Here is a 17488-nt window from a genome sequence, read left to right on the forward strand (position 1 = left end):
CCCCCTGCTTCTGGGGGGGGACAAGCCGGGGGCGCAATGCAACAATCCGCCTTGAACAGGTCAAGACATTAAAAGGTTGCATATGGACTTCAGCACGGGTGTCGCAGGTCTGCTGGTCGGCACCATCGTGGGCATTACCGGTGTGGGTGGTGGCGCGCTGATGACCCCGATCCTGGTGTTGCTGTTCGGCATCAGCCCGCAAACCGCTGTCGGGACCGACCTGCTGTATGCCTCCGTCACCAAGATGTTCGGCACCGCCATGCACCACAACCACGGCACGGTGGACTGGGGCGTGGTGAAGCGCCTGGCCCTGGGCAGCCTGCCGGCGGCGGCGCTCACGCTGCTGTGGATGAACCTGAGCCACACCCACCAGATCAAGGGTGGCTTCATCATCAGCGCCGTGGGGATCGCCCTGATGATCACGGCCCTGGGCATGCTCGGCAAGGACTGGCTGCACGCCATGGGCCGCAAGCTGCGGGTCGGTGATGTCGAGAAATTCAAGGCCGCCCAGCCCGTCCTGACGGTGTTGGCCGGGGCGCTGCTGGGCGTGCTGGTGACGCTGACCTCCATCGGCGCCGGTGCCCTGGGCACGGTGATGCTGGTCTACCTCTACCCACTGCGCCTGAACGCCAGCAAGCTGGTCGGCACCGACCTGGCCCATGCCATCCCGCTGACCCTGATCGCCGGCCTGGGCCATCTGAGCCTGGGCAATGTGAACTACGGGCTGCTGTTCAACCTGCTGGCCGGCTCCATCCCCGGGATCCTGCTGGGGACCTTCATCAGCACCCGCGCCCCCATGAAACTGATCCGCTATGCGATCGCGCTGGTGCTGGGCGCGGTGTCGGTCAAGATGCTGTCGCTCTGACTTGAACAGCCTCCGGCGCCCTCCCGGGCGCCGGGCTCAGTCGCCCACGGCCAGCCGACGCAGCGCCGGCACATCCAACACCCGCACGGTGTAGCCGGCCACGGCAATCACGTCCTTGCTGGAAAAACTGCGCATCAGCCGGGACAGGGTTTCCGGCGTGATGGCCAGTTGCGAGGCGATGTCGCGCTTGCGCACCGGCAGCTGCACCACCCCGGTGGTCGCAGCCGCGCCATCCTGCAGGCTGCAATGCTGCAGCAGCCAGGCGGCCAGACGGGCCGGCGCATCCTTGTGCATCAGTTCATGCGTGTTCAAGGCCAGACCGCGCACCTCGCGGGCCAGGATCGTCACCAGGTGATGCCACAGCGATGGACAGCGGTCGGCCACCTCGCACAGCGCATCCCGCGGCAACTCGATCAGCCGGGCCGCACTCAGCGCCCGGGCATCCAGGGCATGGGGCTCGCGCAGCCAGGCCGCGCTCAGATCCAGCCACGCCGGGCCATGCAGGTGCCGCTCGGTGCGGAAACTGCCGTCTGCCGCATGGCAGCCCAGGGCCACGTCCCCGTCCAGCACGGCCAACAGGCCATGGGCCGGCTCCCCTGCGGCAAACACCATGCCCCCCGGAGACACCTGCAGCAGGCGGGCAATGCCTGCCAGTGCGGTGCTTTCCACCGCCCGGACGGGCTCCCCGCCCAGCAAACGCTCCCACACCAGCGCGTCCAGCATGCCCCCTTGAGCGGCCACGCCGCGCACGGCCCCCACCGGACGGGCCGGCAGGCGCAACCTCACGGCCGCTGCACGCTCGGAAGTCGTGCCCAGCTCTGGGGTCAGGATGGTGGGAGGGCTCATGCTTGTGCCGCCTTGCTGGCGTGGTTTCGCTCAGATCGTGGCGTCACTGTCTCCCAGGGGCTGCAGAGGGGGGTTGCGCCAGATCAAGCAGGGGGACATGCCGCCTCGGCGGACCGCCCCTCCGCCCGCCGGACCCTGCGCCGTCCCGCGGTGGACGCGGCCTTTCCTGGGAACGGTCTGCCCCAGATCAAGGGAAAACCCTTAAGCGATTTTCATTAAGTAGCAGCGATGATTTCGCCTTTCGCTCCAGGGGGCGGAATACCCCCTGCCGTTCTTTACATCGCCTGATCTGATCTGCCATGTCCGACGCATCCCGCATCCTCAATCCCGCCCTGCGCAGCAAAATCATGTCCGCCGACGAGGCCGCCGCCCTCATCAGCCACGGTGACAACGTCGGCATGAGCGGCTTCACCGGCGCCGGCTACCCCAAAGAGGTGCCCGCCGCGCTGGCCCGCCGCATCGAGGCCGCCCACGGCGCCGGCCAGGAATTCCGCGTCGGCGTCTGGACGGGTGCCTCCACCGCCCCCGAGCTGGACGGTGCGCTGGCCCGTGCCAACGGCGTCGAGATGCGCATGCCCTACCAGTCGGACCCCACCAGCCGCAAGCGCATCAACGCCGGCGAGATGGAGTACCTGGACATCCACCTCTCGCATGTCGCCCAGTTCGTCTGGTTCGGCTTCTACGGCCCGCTGAACGTGGCCGTGGTCGAGGTGTCCGGCATCCTGGAAGACGGCCGCCTGATCCCCTCCTCGTCGATCGGCAACAACAAGACCTGGCTGGACCTGGCCGACAAGATCATCCTTGAGGTCAACAGCTGGCAGAGCCCCAAGCTGGAGGGCATGCACGACATCTATTACGGCACCCAGCTGCCGCCCAACCGCCAGCCGATCCCGCTGGTGCACCCGAACGACCGCATCGGCGACGCCTACTTCCGCGTCGATCCGTCCAAGGTGGTGGCCGTGGTGGAGACCCACCACGCCGACCGCAACAGCGCCTTCACCCCGCCCGACGAGAACTCGCGCAAGATCGCCGGCCACATCATCGAATTCCTGCAAGAGGAAGTGAAGCGCGGCCGCCTGCCGGCCAACCTGCTGCCGCTGCAGTCGGGCGTGGGCAACATCGCCAACGCCGTGATGGCCGGTCTGCTGGACAGCCCGTTCGAGAACCTGACCGCCTACACCGAGGTGCTGCAGGACGGCATGCTGGACCTGCTGAAGTCCGGCAAGATGAAGACGGCCTCGGCCACCGCGTTCTCGCTCAGCCCCGCCGCGCTGGAAGAACTGACCGAGCGCCTGGACGAGTTCCGTGACCGCATCGTGCTGCGCCCGCAGGAAATCAGCAACCACCCCGAGCTGGTGCGTCGTCTGGGCATAATCGCGATGAACGGGATGATCGAAGCCGACATCTACGGCAACGTCAACTCGACCCACGTGATGGGCACCTCGATCATGAACGGCATCGGCGGTTCGGGCGACTTCGCCCGCAACGCTTTCCTGTCGATCTTCATGACCCCGTCGACCGCCAAGGACGGCAAGATCTCCTGCATCGTGCCGATGGCCAGCCACGTGGACCACACCGAGCACGATGTGCAGATCATCGTCACCGAACAGGGTCTGGCCGACCTGCGCGGTCTGTCGCCGCGCCAGCGCGCGCAGCTGGTGATCGACCGCTGCGCCCACCCGGACTTCCGCCCGGCGCTGCACGACTACTTCAACCGCGCCCTGGAAAGCGGCGGTGGCCGCCACACCCCGCACCTGCTGCAGGAAGCCCTGAGCTGGCACCTGCGCTACATGCAGACCGGTTCGATGCGCTGAGCCCCGGGACCGCTGGCCCCTGTCAGCCCCCCCATGAAAACGGCGCCCCGCGGGGCGCCGTTTCTGTTTCGACCTACGGCCCTCAGAACAGGCGGAAGGCCGCCATCGCCACCAGGGTCGGCGCCAGGGCCGCCAGCAGCAGGGCCACCGGCTGGATGGCCTGTTGCGAGAAGCTGCCCTTCAGCAAGGCCGCGCCCGCCGGGTTGGGGGCGTTGGCGATCAGCGTCAGGCCCCCACCGGTGACCGCTCCGGTGACCAGCGCCAGCTTGAACTCCAGGCTCAGACCCGGCACCAGCGAGCCCAGGTAGGTCAGCGCCGCGTTGTCGGTGACAGCCGTCAGCGCCGTGGCCCCGAAGTAGACCGCATCGGCGTCCATCGCCATCAGGGCCGGTTGCAACCACCATTGCTGCAGCCCGCCCAGCACCACCAGACCGGCCAGGAAGAAGGCCACCAGCAGCGACTCGCGCAGGATCAGCGGGTTCTGGTAGCGCTCGTAGGCATGGGTGAAGCCCAGGAAGAACAGGAACAGGCCCATGAACACCGGCGGATGGTGCGAAAACGCCGCCACCCCGGCCAGAAAGCCCACATGCACCAGCGTGATCGGCCAGGGCACCAGCGCCTCGTCGGCGGAGGGCTTGCCCGAGACCGTGGTCAGCTCACGCCAGAACAGCCCGGTCAACAGGGCCGCGTTGACCAGCACGGCCAGGGCGGCCCGGTCGCCGATGTGGGTGATCATGAACGACAGGTCCCAGCCCCAGGCCTCGGCCACCATCAGCACCGGCGGCGCCGCAAACGGGGTCAGGGTGCCGCCGATGGAAACGTTCACGAACAGCACGCCCAGCACCGCGTACTTCAGGCGCTCGGACACCGGCGCAGCGTAGAGACCGTTGCGCAGCAGCATGGCCGCCAGCGTCATCGCGGCCGGCTCGGTGATGAAGGAGCCCAGCAGCGGCACCAGCGACAGCGTGACGAAGACGATGGCCGGGCTGCGGGGAATCGGCAGCAGCGCCGCCACCAGGTGCACCAGGCGCGCCGCCAGCTGCAGGATGGGTCGGGTGCCGGCCATCACCATGATGGCGAACACGAACATCGGCTCGGTGAAGTTGCGCGTGTCCAGGTACTGCACGGCCGCGTGCTGGCCTTCGAGGGCGAACATGGCGATCAACAGCACCATGGCCCAGAAGCCGAACACGACCTCCACCTCGCCCAGCAGGTGCCAGATGCCGGCATGTTCCGGTTGGCGATGGGCCAGTTTCTCGAAGAACTTGGTCGAAAACGTGTGCAGAAGCGCCACGGCGAACAGGCCGGCACCCAGCCACTGGATCACACTGATGTCTTGCATGGTCCGACCATACCGCAGCTCAGGTGACCAACAGCGCGCGGAAGTCGTTCACGTTGGTCAGTGTGGGACCGGTGACCAGCAGGTCGCCCAGCGCGGCGAACAGGCCGTAGGCATCGTGGCCCGCCAGGTGCGCCGCTGGCGAATGACCGAGGGCAGCCGCCCGGGCCAGCGTGTCCGGCGTCACCCAGGCGCCGGCGTTGTCCTCCACCCCGTCAATGCCATCGGTGTCGCCCGCCAGGGCCCAGATGCCTGGCTCGCCCTGCAGCGCCAGCGCGGTGCCCAGCAGGAATTCGGTGGCCCGGCCGCCCCGGCCGGTGGGCGCCCCGCTGCCCGGTGGGGGCAGCGTGACGGTGGTCTCGCCGCCGGACAGGATGACGCAGGGCGGGGCAAAGGGCTCACCATGGCGCCGGCAGGCCCGGGCCAGCGCTGCATGCACCCGCCCCACATCGACCGATTCACCCTCGATCTCGTCGGACAGCAGGTGCACGGCCAGGCCTTGCTGGCGCGCCAGTGCCGCGGCCGCCAGCAGGCTCTGCCGGGGCGCCGCGATGCCCCGGGTCTCGGTGCGGGCGAAGCAGGCGTCGCCGGGTTTGGGGGTTTCCCAGCGGCCCTGTTGCAGAGCCTCCCGGGCCGCCGCCGGCAGCGCGATGCGGTAACGGTCCACCAGGGCCAGGGCCTCGGCGCAGGTGCTGGGATCAGGCACCGTGGGTCCGCTGGCGATCACGGCCGGGTCGTCGCCCGGCACATCCGAGATCAGCAGGCTGAGCACAGGGGCCGGCGCGCAGGCCGCGGCCAGCCGCCCGCCCTTGATCGCCGAGAGGTGCTTGCGCAGCGTGTTCATCGCCCCGATCGGCGCGCCGCTGGCCAGCAAGGCCCGGTTGACCGCCTGTTTGTCGGCCAGGCTCAGCCCGGGCTGGGGCAGGCTCAGCAGGGCCGACCCGCCGCCCGAGATCAGGCAGATCACCCGATCGCGCTCGGTCAGCCCCTGGGTCAGGGCCAGCATGCGCTGGGCAGCCTGCTGGCCGGCCGCGTCGGGCACGGGATGCGCCGCCTCCACCAGTTCGATGCGGTGCGGGTGATCCGACCAGCCCGGCGGGGTGTGCCCGTAGCGGGTGACGACCAGACCGGACAGCGGCGCCTCGGCCGGCCAGGCCGCCTCCAGCGCCGCCACCATCGCGCCGCCGGCCTTGCCGGCCCCCAGCACCAGCGTGCGCCCGCCCGCGGGCGGCGGCGGCAGCTGCGCGGCCAGCATCGCGTCGGGCCGGGCCGCGTGCACGGCTTCGTCAAACAGCCCGCGCAACAGGGCGCGGGCACGGGCATCGGTCCATACGCTCATGCGTCACCTTTCCGGCGCCAGGGCGCCCATCCGTCCAGACTGGACTCGGTGCTGCCCAGGGGCAGGTACTCCGCCCCCACGTGGCCGGCGTAGCCCAGGCGGTCCAGCTCGGCAAACAGAAAGTCGAAGTTCAGCTCGCCGGTGCCGGGTTGGTGCCGCCCAGGGTTGTCGGCAAACTGGATGTGGCCGATCTGCGGCAGTGCCCGCGCCAGCGTGGCGGCCAGGTCGCCCTCCATGCGCTGGGCATGGTAGAGGTCGTACTGCAGCTGCACGTTGGGCTCGCCGGCCGCGGCGATCAGCGCCAGGGCCTGGTCGCTGCGGTGCACGCAAAAGCCCGGCACATCGTGGGTGTTGATCGGCTCGATCAGCAGCGTGCGCCCCTCCACAGCCAGCGCCCGGGCGGCAAAGCGGATGTTCTCCAGCAGGGTCTCGCGGGCGAGGCCGGCGCTCACGCCCGCGGGCACGCGCCCCGCCAGCAGGTTCAGGCGCGGCACGCCCAGCACGCGGGCGTAGGCCAGCGCCTGGGGCACGCCGGCCCGGAATTCGGCCACCCGGCCCGGGTCCGCGGCAATGCCGCGGTCGCCACCGGCCCAATCCCCCGCGGGCAGGTTGTGCAGCACGGCCGTCACCCCTGCCTGTGCCATTGCCTGCGCCAGCGCCTCGGCCGGCCAGTCATAGGGGAACTGGAACTCGACCGCCTCAAAGCCGGCGGCGCGCGCGGCCGCAAAACGTTGCAGAAACGGCTGCTCGGTGAACAGCATCGACAGGTTGGCGGAAAAGCGCGGCATGGCGGGAGGGACAATCGCCCCACGGGCTGGTCGGAACGGCTCACGATACCAGCCACTGCCCACCCCATGACGACCCGCCTCGTGTCCCTGCTGCTGGCCCTGGCGCTCACCGGACCGGTGTGGGCGCGGCCCCCCGCGCCCGGCGAGTGGCCGCCGACACCGGTAGGCCGGGGCGGCACCCTGCCCACTCCGTACACGCTGTTCTTCCTGCCCAACACGCTGGCCGACCCCAGCGACCTGGGCACCCATGCCTGGCGGGACCACAGCCAGGAGACCCTGGGCATCGTCTACAGCTGCCGCATGGGCTTTCTGGACCTGGTGCACATCCGCAATGCCGCCGACTGGACCCTGCACCTGTATGTCCTGTTCCTGCGGGCCTTGCAGGACGGCACGCCCACGCTCGACTTCGATGGCGGCGAGCGCGGGGTGCATTTCCAGGTGCGCTTTCCCGCCCCGCTGTCGGCCGAGGAGCGGGCCACCCTGGCCCCGACGCTGGCCCTGCAACTGGCACGCCGCCATGCGGACTGGGTGCTGGCCTGGCACGAGGTGCTGACCTGGTATGGCTACAGCACGCTGTGGGGCGTCTCCGAGCATGCGTCTGCCTTCTCGGTCGATGACCTGCCCTCCCACCGGGTGGGGCTGACCCTGGCCGAGCGGGCGCTGGCCGACCCGGACCACGAACTGCTGCCCGCCCTGACCGCCCAGCTGGCGCCGCTGCTGGCCGAACTCCAGGTCCAGCCCCGCGCGGTGACCACCGAAGCGATGGAGCGGGTGAAGGGCCTGTGGTGGAACCCGCGCAGCGGCTGGCCGGCCAACGGTTTCATCTCACGCCGCTATCTGGGGATGGAGGACGCTGGCCAGCTGTCCCTGGCGCCCTGGCGGGTGCCCGGGCTGCCCGCCTGCGAGGGCGGCCCGGCGGCCCAACTGCCGGTGGACCGGCTGGACCAGTGGGCCGATGGCCGCTTCGCCCACTGGGCCACGACGGTGCTGACGCCGGGCATGGACAGCGTGCTGCGCGACAGCTTCGGTCCCGAGGCGCCCCAGACCCGCGCCGGGACGCTCCAGCTGCCCGACGACCTGCCGGCGGTGGTGGCAGAACTGCGCCGCCGCATGCGGGACGAACTGGGCCCGCGCGCCGACCAACCCGATTGACCCCGCCCTCTTGCGCCACTCCCCCATGCCCACGACCGAACCGACCTTGCTGATCCGCGACGCCGACCTGGTGGTCACGGTGGATGAACAACGCCGCGAACTGCCCCGCGCCAGCGTGCTGGTGCGCGGCCGTGCCATTGAGGCCATCGGCCCGGCCGACACCCTGCCGCGCGAGGCCGACGAGGTGATCGACGCACGCGGCCACATCGTCATCCCCGGCCTGGTCAACACCCACCACCACATGTACCAGAGCCTGACGCGGGCGATTCCCGCCGCGCAGGACGCCGAGCTCTTCGGCTGGTTGAAGACGCTCTACCCGATCTGGGCCGGGCTGACGCCGGAGATGGTGCGGGTCTCCACCCAGGTGGCCATGGCCGAACTGCTGCTCTCGGGCTGCACCACCAGCTCGGACCACCTCTACCTCTACCCCAACGGCGTGCGGCTGGACGACAGCATCGAGGCGGCCGAGGCCATCGGCATGCGCTTTCACGCCGCGCGTGGCAGCATGAGCGTGGGCGAGAGCGCCGGCGGCCTGCCGCCCGACGCGCTGGTGGAGCGGGAGGACGCCATCCTGGCCGACACCCGGCGCCTGATCGAGACCTGGCATGACGCCAGCCGCTTCAGCATGCGCCGCGTGGTGGCCGCGCCCTGCTCGCCCTTCTCGGTCAGCCGCGGCCTGATGCGCGACTCGGCCGAATTGGCCCGCAGCTACGGCACCCGGCTGCACACCCACCTGGCCGAAAACGACCACGACATCGCCTACAGCCGCGAGAAGTTCGGCATGACGCCCACCGAGTACGCGGAGAGCCTGGGCTGGCTGGGCGACGACGTCTGGCACGCCCACTGCGTCAAGCTCGATGGCGCCGGCATCGCCCGCTTTGCCGCCACCGGCACCGGCGTGGCGCACTGCCCTTGCAGCAACATGCGCCTGGCCTCGGGCATCGCCCCGGTGCGCCGCATGCTGGACGCTGGCGTGCCGGTGGGCCTGGGCGTGGACGGCAGCGCCAGCAACGACGGCGCCCACCTGCTGGGCGAGGCCCGCCAGGCCCTGCTGCTGGCGCGGGTGGGGCGGGCCCTCGAGCCCTTCGGTTGTGACCACGGGCCGGCCGAGATGACGGCGCGCGCCACGCTGGAGATCGCCACCCGCGGCGGCGCCCGGGTGCTGGGCCGCGACGACATCGGCCACCTGGCCCCGGGCATGGCGGCCGACCTGGCCTTGTTCGACCTGCGCACGCTGGCCCTGGCTGGCGGCGCGGTGCACGACCCGCTGGGCGCGCTGCTCCTGTGCGCCCCCAGCCAGGCGGCCTACACCGTGGTGAACGGCCGGGTGGTGGTGCGCGAAGGCCAACTGGCCACGCTGGAACTGGCGCCGCTGCTGGCACGGCACAACGCGCTGGCCCGTCAGCTGGCCAGCTGACGGAAGGCCATCACCGCCTGGTTGCGCAGGGTGCGCAGCTGGGCCAGCACCTGCTCGCCCAGCGCCAGGGTGTGCGGGGGCAGCAGGTCCGCGTAGATCATGCCGAAGGGAACCTGCTTGACCGTCAAGGGCAGCACCAGGAAGGAACGGGCCTTCACCGTGCGGTGGAACCAGTCCGGCAAGGCCTCGGCAATGGCCCCGGTGCGGGTGTCGACGATCAGCGTGTCGGCGCCGCGCTGGCAGACGGCGGTGAACAAATCGGGCGCCTTCCCGGCCGGCACCTGCAAGGGCACCCGGAACACCTGGCAGAGGGCCTCGACGTCCTCGCCCAGGCCGAAGCGGCCGGTCAGCTGATCGCTCTTGGCATCCCGCAGGCAGAACACCACGCGGGAGAAGCCCACCGCGCGGTAAAGGGTCTCCAGCACCATGCGCAGCACCTGGCTCAGGTCCACCTGGTCGTTCACCATCGCCTGGGTGACATCGGCGATGCCCGCCGTCAGCAGCGACTGCACCAAGGCACCGTCCTGGGCGGCCTGGGGCAGGCGCAGTGTCGGCTCCCCCGGGTCGGGCAGCGCGTCCGGCGGCAGGGCCGTGGCCTCCAGCGCCAAGTCCAGCGGCGCCTCATCGGCCAAGGCCGTGACCGTGGGGGCGTTCAGCCACTGGCGCACCGGGGAGTCGCCCGGCAGGGACAGGGCGCTGGCCTGGACGAAATCGCCCACCTGCTCGCGCGCCTGTCGCACCGCGTCGGCCACCGACTCCGGGCGCAGGGCCAGCGAAGGGGCATGGCGGGCCGCGACGGCCTCCACCCGCGCGCCCGCCTGCGCCGGGTCGCCGGCCAGCAGGACGTCCGCCAGTTCATTGGCCGCGCTGGCCAGCCAGCGCAGCCGCTCCGGCGGCGCGCTCAAGCGCCGCGCCGGGGGCCCGCCGGCCGGCGCGCGCATCACCTGCTGCAGGCTGGCGGGCAGGCCCCAGCGGCGCACCACCTCGCACCCCAGGGTCTCGTAATCCACCCCCAGCACCCGCCAGGCGGCCCGGGTCTCGCCCACCCGTTCGGCCAGTTCGCGCACCTCGCGCGCCTCTTCGGCGAAATAGAAGCCCACCAGCAGACGCCCCAGGTTGCGGAACATCGCCCCGATGAACGCCTCCTCGCGCTCCTGGGGCGTCTGGCCCAGGCTCTGCGCCAGCATGCCGGCCATCAGCGCGCGCAGGAACTCCTGCGTCAGCGCCTGGGCATGGCTGCGGTCGGCCATGTGCTCCAACAGCACCAGGGACAGGGCCATGTTGCGCACGCCGCTCAGGCCCACCAGGGCCACTGCGCGCGAGACGGTGCCGATGGTGCCCCCTCCGGCATGCACGAAACTGGCGCTGTTGACGACGCGCAGCAGCTTGTGGGTCAGCGCCACGTCCTTCAGGATCTCGTTGGCCAGGCTCGACAGGTTGGCCTGCTCGTCACTGGCCACGCGGTGGATGCGGGCCACCGCCTCGCCCAGGGCCGGGAAATCGCTCTTGTGGCGCATGCGCCGCCACAGGAAGTCCAGCGTGCCCTGGCCGGCCCCGGTCACCGTGCTGGGCCCCTCCAGCGGCATTGGCGCGCTGTGGGCCTCGCCCCCTTCGGCGCTGTCCCGCCAGTTGGCCAGCGCCTCGCGCAGGGCGCGGGCCGAGGCCGTGCGCTGGACCGGGTCGAACACCAGGGCCTGGGCCAGCACGGCCCGCAGATGGGCATCGGCCCGCTCGCCCAGCGACTCGGGCAGCACCACCAGCTCGACTGCCGCCCGCCGCATCGCCTGGGCCGGGTCGCTCGCCGGGTGTCGCACCGGTGCCCCGCCCAGCATCTCCGCCAGGATCAGCGCCAGCGCGAACACGTCCACGGCCGGCCCCGGCGGCTCGCCACGGGCCGCCTCCGGCGCGATGTAGCCCGGGGTGCCGACGATGGCGCCCCCCTGAGCGCCGCCGACGGCCTGGCCCCGCGCGTCCAGCCGGGCGGCAATGCCGAAATCCATCACCCGGGCCCGGCCCTGGGCGTCGATCAGGATGTTCGAGGGCTTCAGGTCGCGGTGGATCACCCCGGCCTCATGGGCGACCTGCAGGGCGTCCAGCACATCGCAGGCCATGGTCAGGGCCTCGCGCCAGGGCACCGGGCCGCGCCGCAAGCGCTCGGCCAGCGTGCCCCCCGGCACCCACTCGAACACCATGTAGGGGCGGCCCTCGTGCACATCGGCCTCGAACACCGGCACGATGTGGGGGTGGCGCAAACGGCCGACCGCCCGGGCCTCGTGCAGCCAGGCGTCCATCTCGCCCTTGGCCAGGGGCTCGTGGCGCAGCTTGAGCGCCACCTCGCGGTCCAGACGGGGGTCATGGGCCAGCCAGACGGTCGCCTCGGCCCCTTGGCCGATCAGGCGGCGGAGCAGGAAGCGGCCCACGTGCTTGGCGGGACGAACAGCAGGATTCACGACGGCACGGTGCTTGGCGGGACAGGACCGCGGCGGCACCACGATGGAGGCGCCGCGGGGATCCGCCCGATTGGACCTTGCCCGCGGGCGGCCCGAAACCGGGAACAACGCGACTTTCGAACCCCATTCGGCCGCGGCGCTGCGCTATGCTGAGCGCTGCTCCCGAAAAGCACCGGACCGCGCGGGAGGACCGCCCCCCTGCCCATGCCGCTGCATTCCCTGCGCCTCGCCTCGTTCCTGCTGCTGACCCTTGGCCTGTCGGCGCCGACCCTGGCGACCGAGGCAGGGGCCCGCCCGCTGGTGGTGGTGCTGGACGACAACTACCCGCCCTATGTGTTCCGCGGCCCGGACGGCCAGGTGCAGGGCTACCTGGTGGACAGCTGGCAGCTGTGGGCCCGCAAGACCGGCGTGGCGGTGGACCTGCGGGCCGAGGACTGGGCGCTGGCCCAGCGGGACCTCGCCGAGGGCCGAGCCCAGGTCATCGACACGATGTTCCGCACGCCCGAGCGCGAGGCCACGCTGGACTTTTCCGCGCCCTATGCCGACATCCCGGTGCACATCTACGTGCACAAGGACATCGGCGGCATCCGGGATCTGGCCTCGCTGCGCACCTTCGTGGTCGGGGTCAAGCAAGGCGACGCCTGCGAGGGGGTGCTGCTGGCCGCCGGCGTGTCCCGGCTGCAGCCGCTGCCCAGTTACGCCGCGCTGGTGGAGGCCGCCAAGGACAACACCTTGCGGATGTTCTGCATGGACGGCCCACCGGCCGACTTCCTGCTCTACCGGGCCGGCCTGCACCGCGAGTTCCGCGCCGCCCTGTCGCTGAGCCAGGGCCAGTTCCACCGGGCCGTGCGCAAGGGCGACCAGGCCACCTTGGCCGAGGTCGAGAAGGGCTTCGCCGCCTTCACGCCCGACGAGCTGGCCGGCCTGCGTCGGCAGTGGTTGAGCCCGTCGGAGCGCGTCCCCGCGCCCTGGGAGCACTACCTCGGTGCCATCGCCCTGGTGGCGGCCCTGGGCGGTGCGGTGGTGCTGGGCTGGGGCATTGCGCTGCGGCGGGTGGTGGACCGGCGCACCGCCGAGCTCAACACCCAGCGCCGCCAGCTTGAGACCCTCATCAGCACGCTGCCCGACCTGGTCTTCGTGAAGGACCTGGCCGGCCGCTACCTGACCTGCAACCCGGCCTTTGCCGAACGCCATGGACGCGAGGTGCAGGACATCGTCGGCAAGACCGACGCCGACCTGATGCCCGAGGCCGAGGCCCTGCTGGCCCGCCAGCGCGACCGCGAGGCCCTGCAGCACGGCCACCGCACCCTGGCCGAGGAATGGCTGCAGACCCCGGGACAGGACGAGGCCGGGCTGTTCGAAGTCATCCGCACCCCACTGCGCGACCACGCCCAGCACGTGGTCGGCGTGGTGGGCATTGCCCGCGACGTGACCCAGTACCGGCAGAACGAGGAGCGGCTGAGCCGGCTCAACCGGCTCTACCGCGTGCTGGCCCGCGTCCAGGAAGCCTCGGCGCTGACCCGCGACGCGGTGACGCTGTTCGGCGTGGTCTGCGGTGCCCTCAAGTCCGAGGGCAGCCTGTACGAGGCCTGGATCGGCCAGGCCGATGCCGCCGAGGACTGGCTGCTGCCGGTGGCCCACGCGGGCTTCATCGCCCCCCCGTCGCCCGTGCCGCTGCGCCAGGACCCGCCGGGCAGCCTGGAGGCGCAGGCCTGGCAGCAGGGCGCCACCCTGGTGGAGCATTTGCTGGACGACCCCGAGGCCCTGGGGGACACGCGGGTGGCCTTGGTGCTGCGCGTGGGCAGCCAGCGGCGGGCCCTGCTGTGCATCACCGGCGACCGCCTGGGCACCGAGGAGACCGCGCTGCTGGAGCGGCTGGCCGGCCAGGTCAGCCTGGCCCTGGCGGCGGCCGAGGCCGAGACCACCCGCCGCGTGGCGGTGGCCGCGCTGCAGGACAGCGAGATGCGCTTTGCGCAGATGTTCCAGACCAGCCCGGTGGGCATGCTGCTGTGCCGGGCCAACGACCTGCACGTGGTGGATGTCAACGCCGCCTGGCTGGAGCTGTTCGGCCAGCGCATCGACGAGGTGATCGGCCATGGCGTGACCGAGCTGGGCCTGCTGCCCGACGCAACCGACCCGGGCGATGCCCTGTCCTCGACCCTGACGGACGGTCGGCGGGTCAAGGGCCGGGACCTGCGCCTGCTGCGGCGCAATGGCGAGCTGGTGGACATCGCCTTCTCGGCCACCCGCATGAGCATTGGCGCACAGGACTACCTGCTCGCCTCCTTCGTCGACATCACCTACCAGAAGCTGGCCACCCGCCAGTTGGAGGCCGAGGCCGAGTTGCTGGAACGCGAGGTGGCCCGCCGCACCGCCGAGCTCAACAGCCTGTTTGAGGCCTTGCCCGACCTGTACTTCCGCCTGTCGCCCGATGGCCGCATGCTGGATGCCCGGGCGGGCAACACGGCCGACCTGCTGCGGCCCGCCCATGAGCAGATCGGCCTGCATGTCGACGAGGTGCTGCCCCCCCAGGCCGCCCAGGTGCTGCAGGCCGGCCTGCACCGGGCCGTGCGGCAGCACCAGCCCGTCACGGTCGAGTACGAGGTCACCACCGGCCAGGGCCCGCAGGCCTTCGAGGCCCGCCTGGTGCCCGCCGGCGAGGACGTGGTCGCGGTGGTCCGCAATGTGTCCGAGCGCCACGCACTGGAAGCCGAGCGCGAGGCCGCCCGCGAGCTGGCCGAGCGCCAGGCCCGCCACCGCAGCGAATTCCTGGCCAACATGAGCCACGAGATCCGCACCCCGCTCAACGCCATCCTGGGCTTTGCCCAGTTGGGCCTGGAACAGGCCCGCGGCACCCCCGCCGAACCCAGCTACCAGCGCATCCTGGAGGCCGGCCGGCTGCTGCTGGGCATCATCAACGACGTGCTGGACTTCTCGAAGATCGAGGCCGAGCGGCTGGATGTGGAATCCATCCCCGCCAACCCGCGCCAGCTGATCGAGGCCTCGGTCGACATGATCCGCGAAGGCGCCCGCGCCAAGGGCCTGTCGCTGCAGATTGCGTTGGCCGACAGCCTGCCCGACGCCTGCCTGACCGACCCGCTGCGCCTGCAGCAGATCCTGGCCAACCTGCTGTCCAACGCGCTGAAGTTCACCTCCACCGGCCGGATCGAGGTCCGCGCCGAGGTGGCCGACGAGCAGCTGGTGATCACGGTGAGCGACACCGGCATCGGCATGAGCGCCGAGCAGCTCGACCAGCTGTTCGCCCCCTTCCACCAGGCCGATGCCTCGACCACCCGGCGCTATGGCGGCACCGGGCTGGGGCTGACCATCAGCCGCCGGCTGGCCGAGCTGATGGGCGGCGAGATCCAGGTGAGTTCGCAGCTGGGCCAGGGCAGCCGCTTCACGCTGCGCCTGCCGCTGCGGCCGGCCGCCATGGCCACCCTGCCGCTGGACCTGCGCGACCCCGCGCCGCCGGCAGGCCATCAACCGCTGCAGGGGCTGCGGCTGCTGGTGGCGGAAGACAACGAGGTCAACCAGCTGGTGATCGAGCAGGCGCTGCGCGGGGCCGGTGCCGAGGTGGTGCTGGCGCCCAACGGCCGCGAGGCGGTGAACCGGGTGCGCGCCGAGCCCACCGGCTTCGACGCGGTGCTGATGGACATCCAGATGCCCGAGATGGACGGCTTCGAGGCCACCCGGCGCCTGCGGGTCATCGCCCCGCGCCTGCCGGTGATCGGGCAGACCGCCCATGCGCTGGCGGCTGAGCGCGAGCAGTGCCTGGCCTGCGGCATGGTGGCCCATGTGGCCAAGCCGATCGACATCGGGCGGCTGATCGCCACCCTGCAGGCCGTCACCCGGCAACCGGGCACTGCACCCGCCACCTGTTGAGCCGGCGCCCCGCGGCTGCGCCGGGCGGCGTCAGGGCATGCCGGCGTCGAACCAGCGGCCCAGCAGGGCCCGTTCCTCGTCGGTGATCTGGGTCGCGTTGTTCAGCGGCATGGCCTTGAGCACCACCGCCTGCTGGTGCATCGCCATCGCGTTCTTGCGGATCAGCTCCGGCCGGTCCAGCTCAATGCCCTTGTTCTGCACCTGCGCGTTGTGGCAGAGCACGCAGCGCTGCTGGAGCACCGCCTGCACCTGGGCGAACGTGGGCACCGGCGCGGCCGCCACCGCCGGCTTGGGCGCCGGCGCCAGGGCGACGATCACGCCCAGGATCATCAGCACCCCGGCGATGGCATAGCCCCAGGGGGCCCGCTGGCCGGCCAGCTTGGTCTTGTGGCGCGCCACGAAGAACTGCCGGATCGAGGCGCCCGCGCCCATCATCACCACCAGCACCAGCCAGTTGTGCGGTGCCTCGTAGAGCCAGCCGTAGTGGTTGGACAGCATCGCGATCAGCACCGGCAGCGTGAAGTAGGTGTTGTGCACGCTGCGCTGCTTGCCGCGCTGGCCGTGGATCGGGTCCACCGGCAGGCCGGCCTTGAGCTGGGCCACCACCTTGCGCTGGCCGGGGATGATCCAGTGCGCCACATTGGCGCTCATCGCGGTGGCCATCATCGCGCCCATCAGCAGGAAGGCCGCGCGGCCGGCGAACAGCTGGGTCGCCAGCCAGGCCGCCAGCACCACCACGCCCGCCACCAGCACGCCGACGATGGTGTCGCCGTTCTGGCGACGGCCGAACAGGTGGCAGATGGCGTCATAGACGAACCAGAACACCACCAGGAAGCCCAGCGCCGCCGCCACCGCCCAGCCGGCCGACGGCCAGGCATGCACCCGTGGGTCGATCAGGAAGGTGCTGGCCTGGAACAGGTAGAGCACGGTGAACAGCGCGAAACCGCTCAGCCAGGTGCTGTAGCTCTCCCAGAAGAACCAGTGCAGCTTCTCGGGCAGCGTCTTGGGCGCCACCAGGTACTTCTGCGGGTTGTAGAAGCCGCCGCCATGCACGGCCCACAGTTCCCCGCCCACGCCCTTGGCCTGCAGCGCCGGGTCGGTGGGCTTCTCGAGGTTGCTGTCGAGGAAGACGAAATAGAAGGACGAGCCGATCCAGGCGATGGCCACGATCACATGGGTCCAGCGCAGCAGCAGGTTGGCCCAGTCCAGCAGGTAGGAGGTGTCCATCGCTCAACTGCCCCGGTAGGTGGAATAGGCCCAGGGGCTGGCCAGCAGCGGCACGTGGTAGTGCGCGCTGGCGTCGGCGATGCCGAAGTCCAGCGGCACCGCATCCAGGAACGGCGGCTCGGGCAAGGTGACGCCAGCCGCCCGGAAATAGGCGGCCACCTCGAACACCAGGCGGTAGCGGCCCGGCTGGAAGGTCTCACCCTGCAGCAGCGGGCCATCGGCCCGGCCGTCATGGTTCAGGCTGAGCTGGTGGATCAGCTCGGGCGCACCGGTGGCCGGCAGCCGGTACAGCCGGACCGCCATGCCGGCCGCCGGGCAGCCGCGCATCGTGTCCAGCACGTGGGTCGTGAGTTGTCCCATGGTCGG

12 protein-coding genes are annotated in these 17488 nt (G+C 71.2%); 5 read left to right on the plus strand and 7 right to left on the minus strand.

Translation table 11 applies throughout. From position 1 onward, the window contains the following. The first annotated feature begins 82 nt into the window (after positions 1 to 82). Complete coding sequence (locus KGA65_RS16205) at positions 83 to 865, plus strand: sulfite exporter TauE/SafE family protein (RefSeq protein WP_225864162.1); 783 nt, start codon at positions 83 to 85, stop codon at positions 863 to 865. A gap of 36 nt (positions 866 to 901) precedes the next feature. Here the strand turns inward: KGA65_RS16205 and KGA65_RS16210 are convergent, their stop codons facing one another. After that, a complete protein-coding gene (locus KGA65_RS16210; RefSeq protein ID WP_225864163.1) occupies positions 902 to 1711 on the minus strand; it encodes a Crp/Fnr family transcriptional regulator in 810 nt (269 codons plus the stop codon). Positions 1712 to 2010: 299 nt separating this feature from the next. On the opposite strand from KGA65_RS16210, the gene scpC reads away from it, so the two are divergent. Continuing rightward, positions 2011 to 3525, plus strand: a complete 1515-nt coding sequence (gene scpC / locus KGA65_RS16215) for a succinyl-CoA:acetate CoA-transferase ScpC (RefSeq protein ID WP_225864164.1) — start codon at positions 2011 to 2013, stop codon at positions 3523 to 3525. An 82-nt stretch (positions 3526 to 3607) separates the two neighbouring features. Here the strand turns inward: scpC and KGA65_RS16220 are convergent, their stop codons facing one another. From KGA65_RS16220 to hyi, 3 genes are read right to left on the minus strand one after another with little or no spacing between them, the layout of a single operon-like run. Further along, complete coding sequence (locus KGA65_RS16220; protein WP_225864165.1) at positions 3608 to 4867, minus strand: putative Na+/H+ antiporter; 1260 nt, start codon at positions 4865 to 4867, stop codon at positions 3608 to 3610. 19 nt (positions 4868 to 4886) lie between these two features. Continuing rightward, entirely contained in the window at positions 4887 to 6203 is a 1317-nt protein-coding gene (locus tag KGA65_RS16225; RefSeq protein WP_225864166.1) for a glycerate kinase type-2 family protein, read from the minus strand. Beyond that, the gene (hyi, locus tag KGA65_RS16230) at positions 6200 to 6991 is read right to left on the minus strand and encodes a hydroxypyruvate isomerase (protein ID WP_225864167.1); all 792 of its coding nucleotides are present in this window, start codon (positions 6989 to 6991) and stop codon (positions 6200 to 6202) included. The genes KGA65_RS16225 and hyi overlap by 4 nt, the downstream gene beginning before the upstream one ends. A gap of 66 nt (positions 6992 to 7057) precedes the next feature. Between hyi and KGA65_RS16235 the strand changes: the two genes are divergently transcribed. Beyond that, positions 7058 to 8143 carry a DUF4056 domain-containing protein gene (locus KGA65_RS16235; protein ID WP_225864168.1) on the plus strand — a complete coding sequence of 362 codons (1086 nt, stop codon included), beginning with the start codon at positions 7058 to 7060 and terminating at the stop codon, positions 8141 to 8143. A gap of 25 nt (positions 8144 to 8168) precedes the next feature. Then, entirely contained in the window at positions 8169 to 9560 is a 1392-nt protein-coding gene (locus KGA65_RS16240) for an 8-oxoguanine deaminase (protein WP_225864169.1), read from the plus strand. Here KGA65_RS16240 and KGA65_RS16245 read toward each other — a convergent pair. Further along, positions 9545 to 12010 carry a serine/threonine protein kinase gene (locus KGA65_RS16245; RefSeq protein WP_225864170.1) on the minus strand — a complete coding sequence of 822 codons (2466 nt, stop codon included), beginning with the start codon at positions 12008 to 12010 and terminating at the stop codon, positions 9545 to 9547. The two genes, KGA65_RS16240 and KGA65_RS16245, sit on opposite strands and share 16 nt — an antisense overlap. Before the next feature lie 204 nt (positions 12011 to 12214). Between KGA65_RS16245 and KGA65_RS16250 the strand changes: the two genes are divergently transcribed. Beyond that, positions 12215 to 15895 (plus strand): ATP-binding protein, encoded by a 3681-nt coding sequence (locus tag KGA65_RS16250; RefSeq protein WP_225864171.1) that lies wholly within the window; start codon positions 12215 to 12217, stop codon positions 15893 to 15895. A 30-nt stretch (positions 15896 to 15925) separates the two neighbouring features. Here KGA65_RS16250 and KGA65_RS16255 read toward each other — a convergent pair whose 3' ends face one another. Both KGA65_RS16255 and uraH read right to left on the minus strand, forming a co-directional pair. After that, the gene (locus tag KGA65_RS16255; protein WP_225864172.1) at positions 15926 to 17122 is read right to left on the minus strand and encodes a urate hydroxylase PuuD; all 1197 of its coding nucleotides are present in this window, start codon (positions 17120 to 17122) and stop codon (positions 15926 to 15928) included. Positions 17123 to 17125: 3 nt separating this feature from the next. Continuing rightward, complete coding sequence (uraH, locus tag KGA65_RS16260) at positions 17126 to 17482, minus strand: hydroxyisourate hydrolase (protein WP_225864173.1); 357 nt, start codon at positions 17480 to 17482, stop codon at positions 17126 to 17128. Positions 17483 to 17488: the final 6 nt, after the last annotated feature.

Source organism: Ideonella benzenivorans, from assembly GCF_020387415.1.
In the GTDB taxonomy this organism is placed as follows: domain Bacteria; phylum Pseudomonadota; class Gammaproteobacteria; order Burkholderiales; family Burkholderiaceae_C; genus Ideonella; species Ideonella benzenivorans.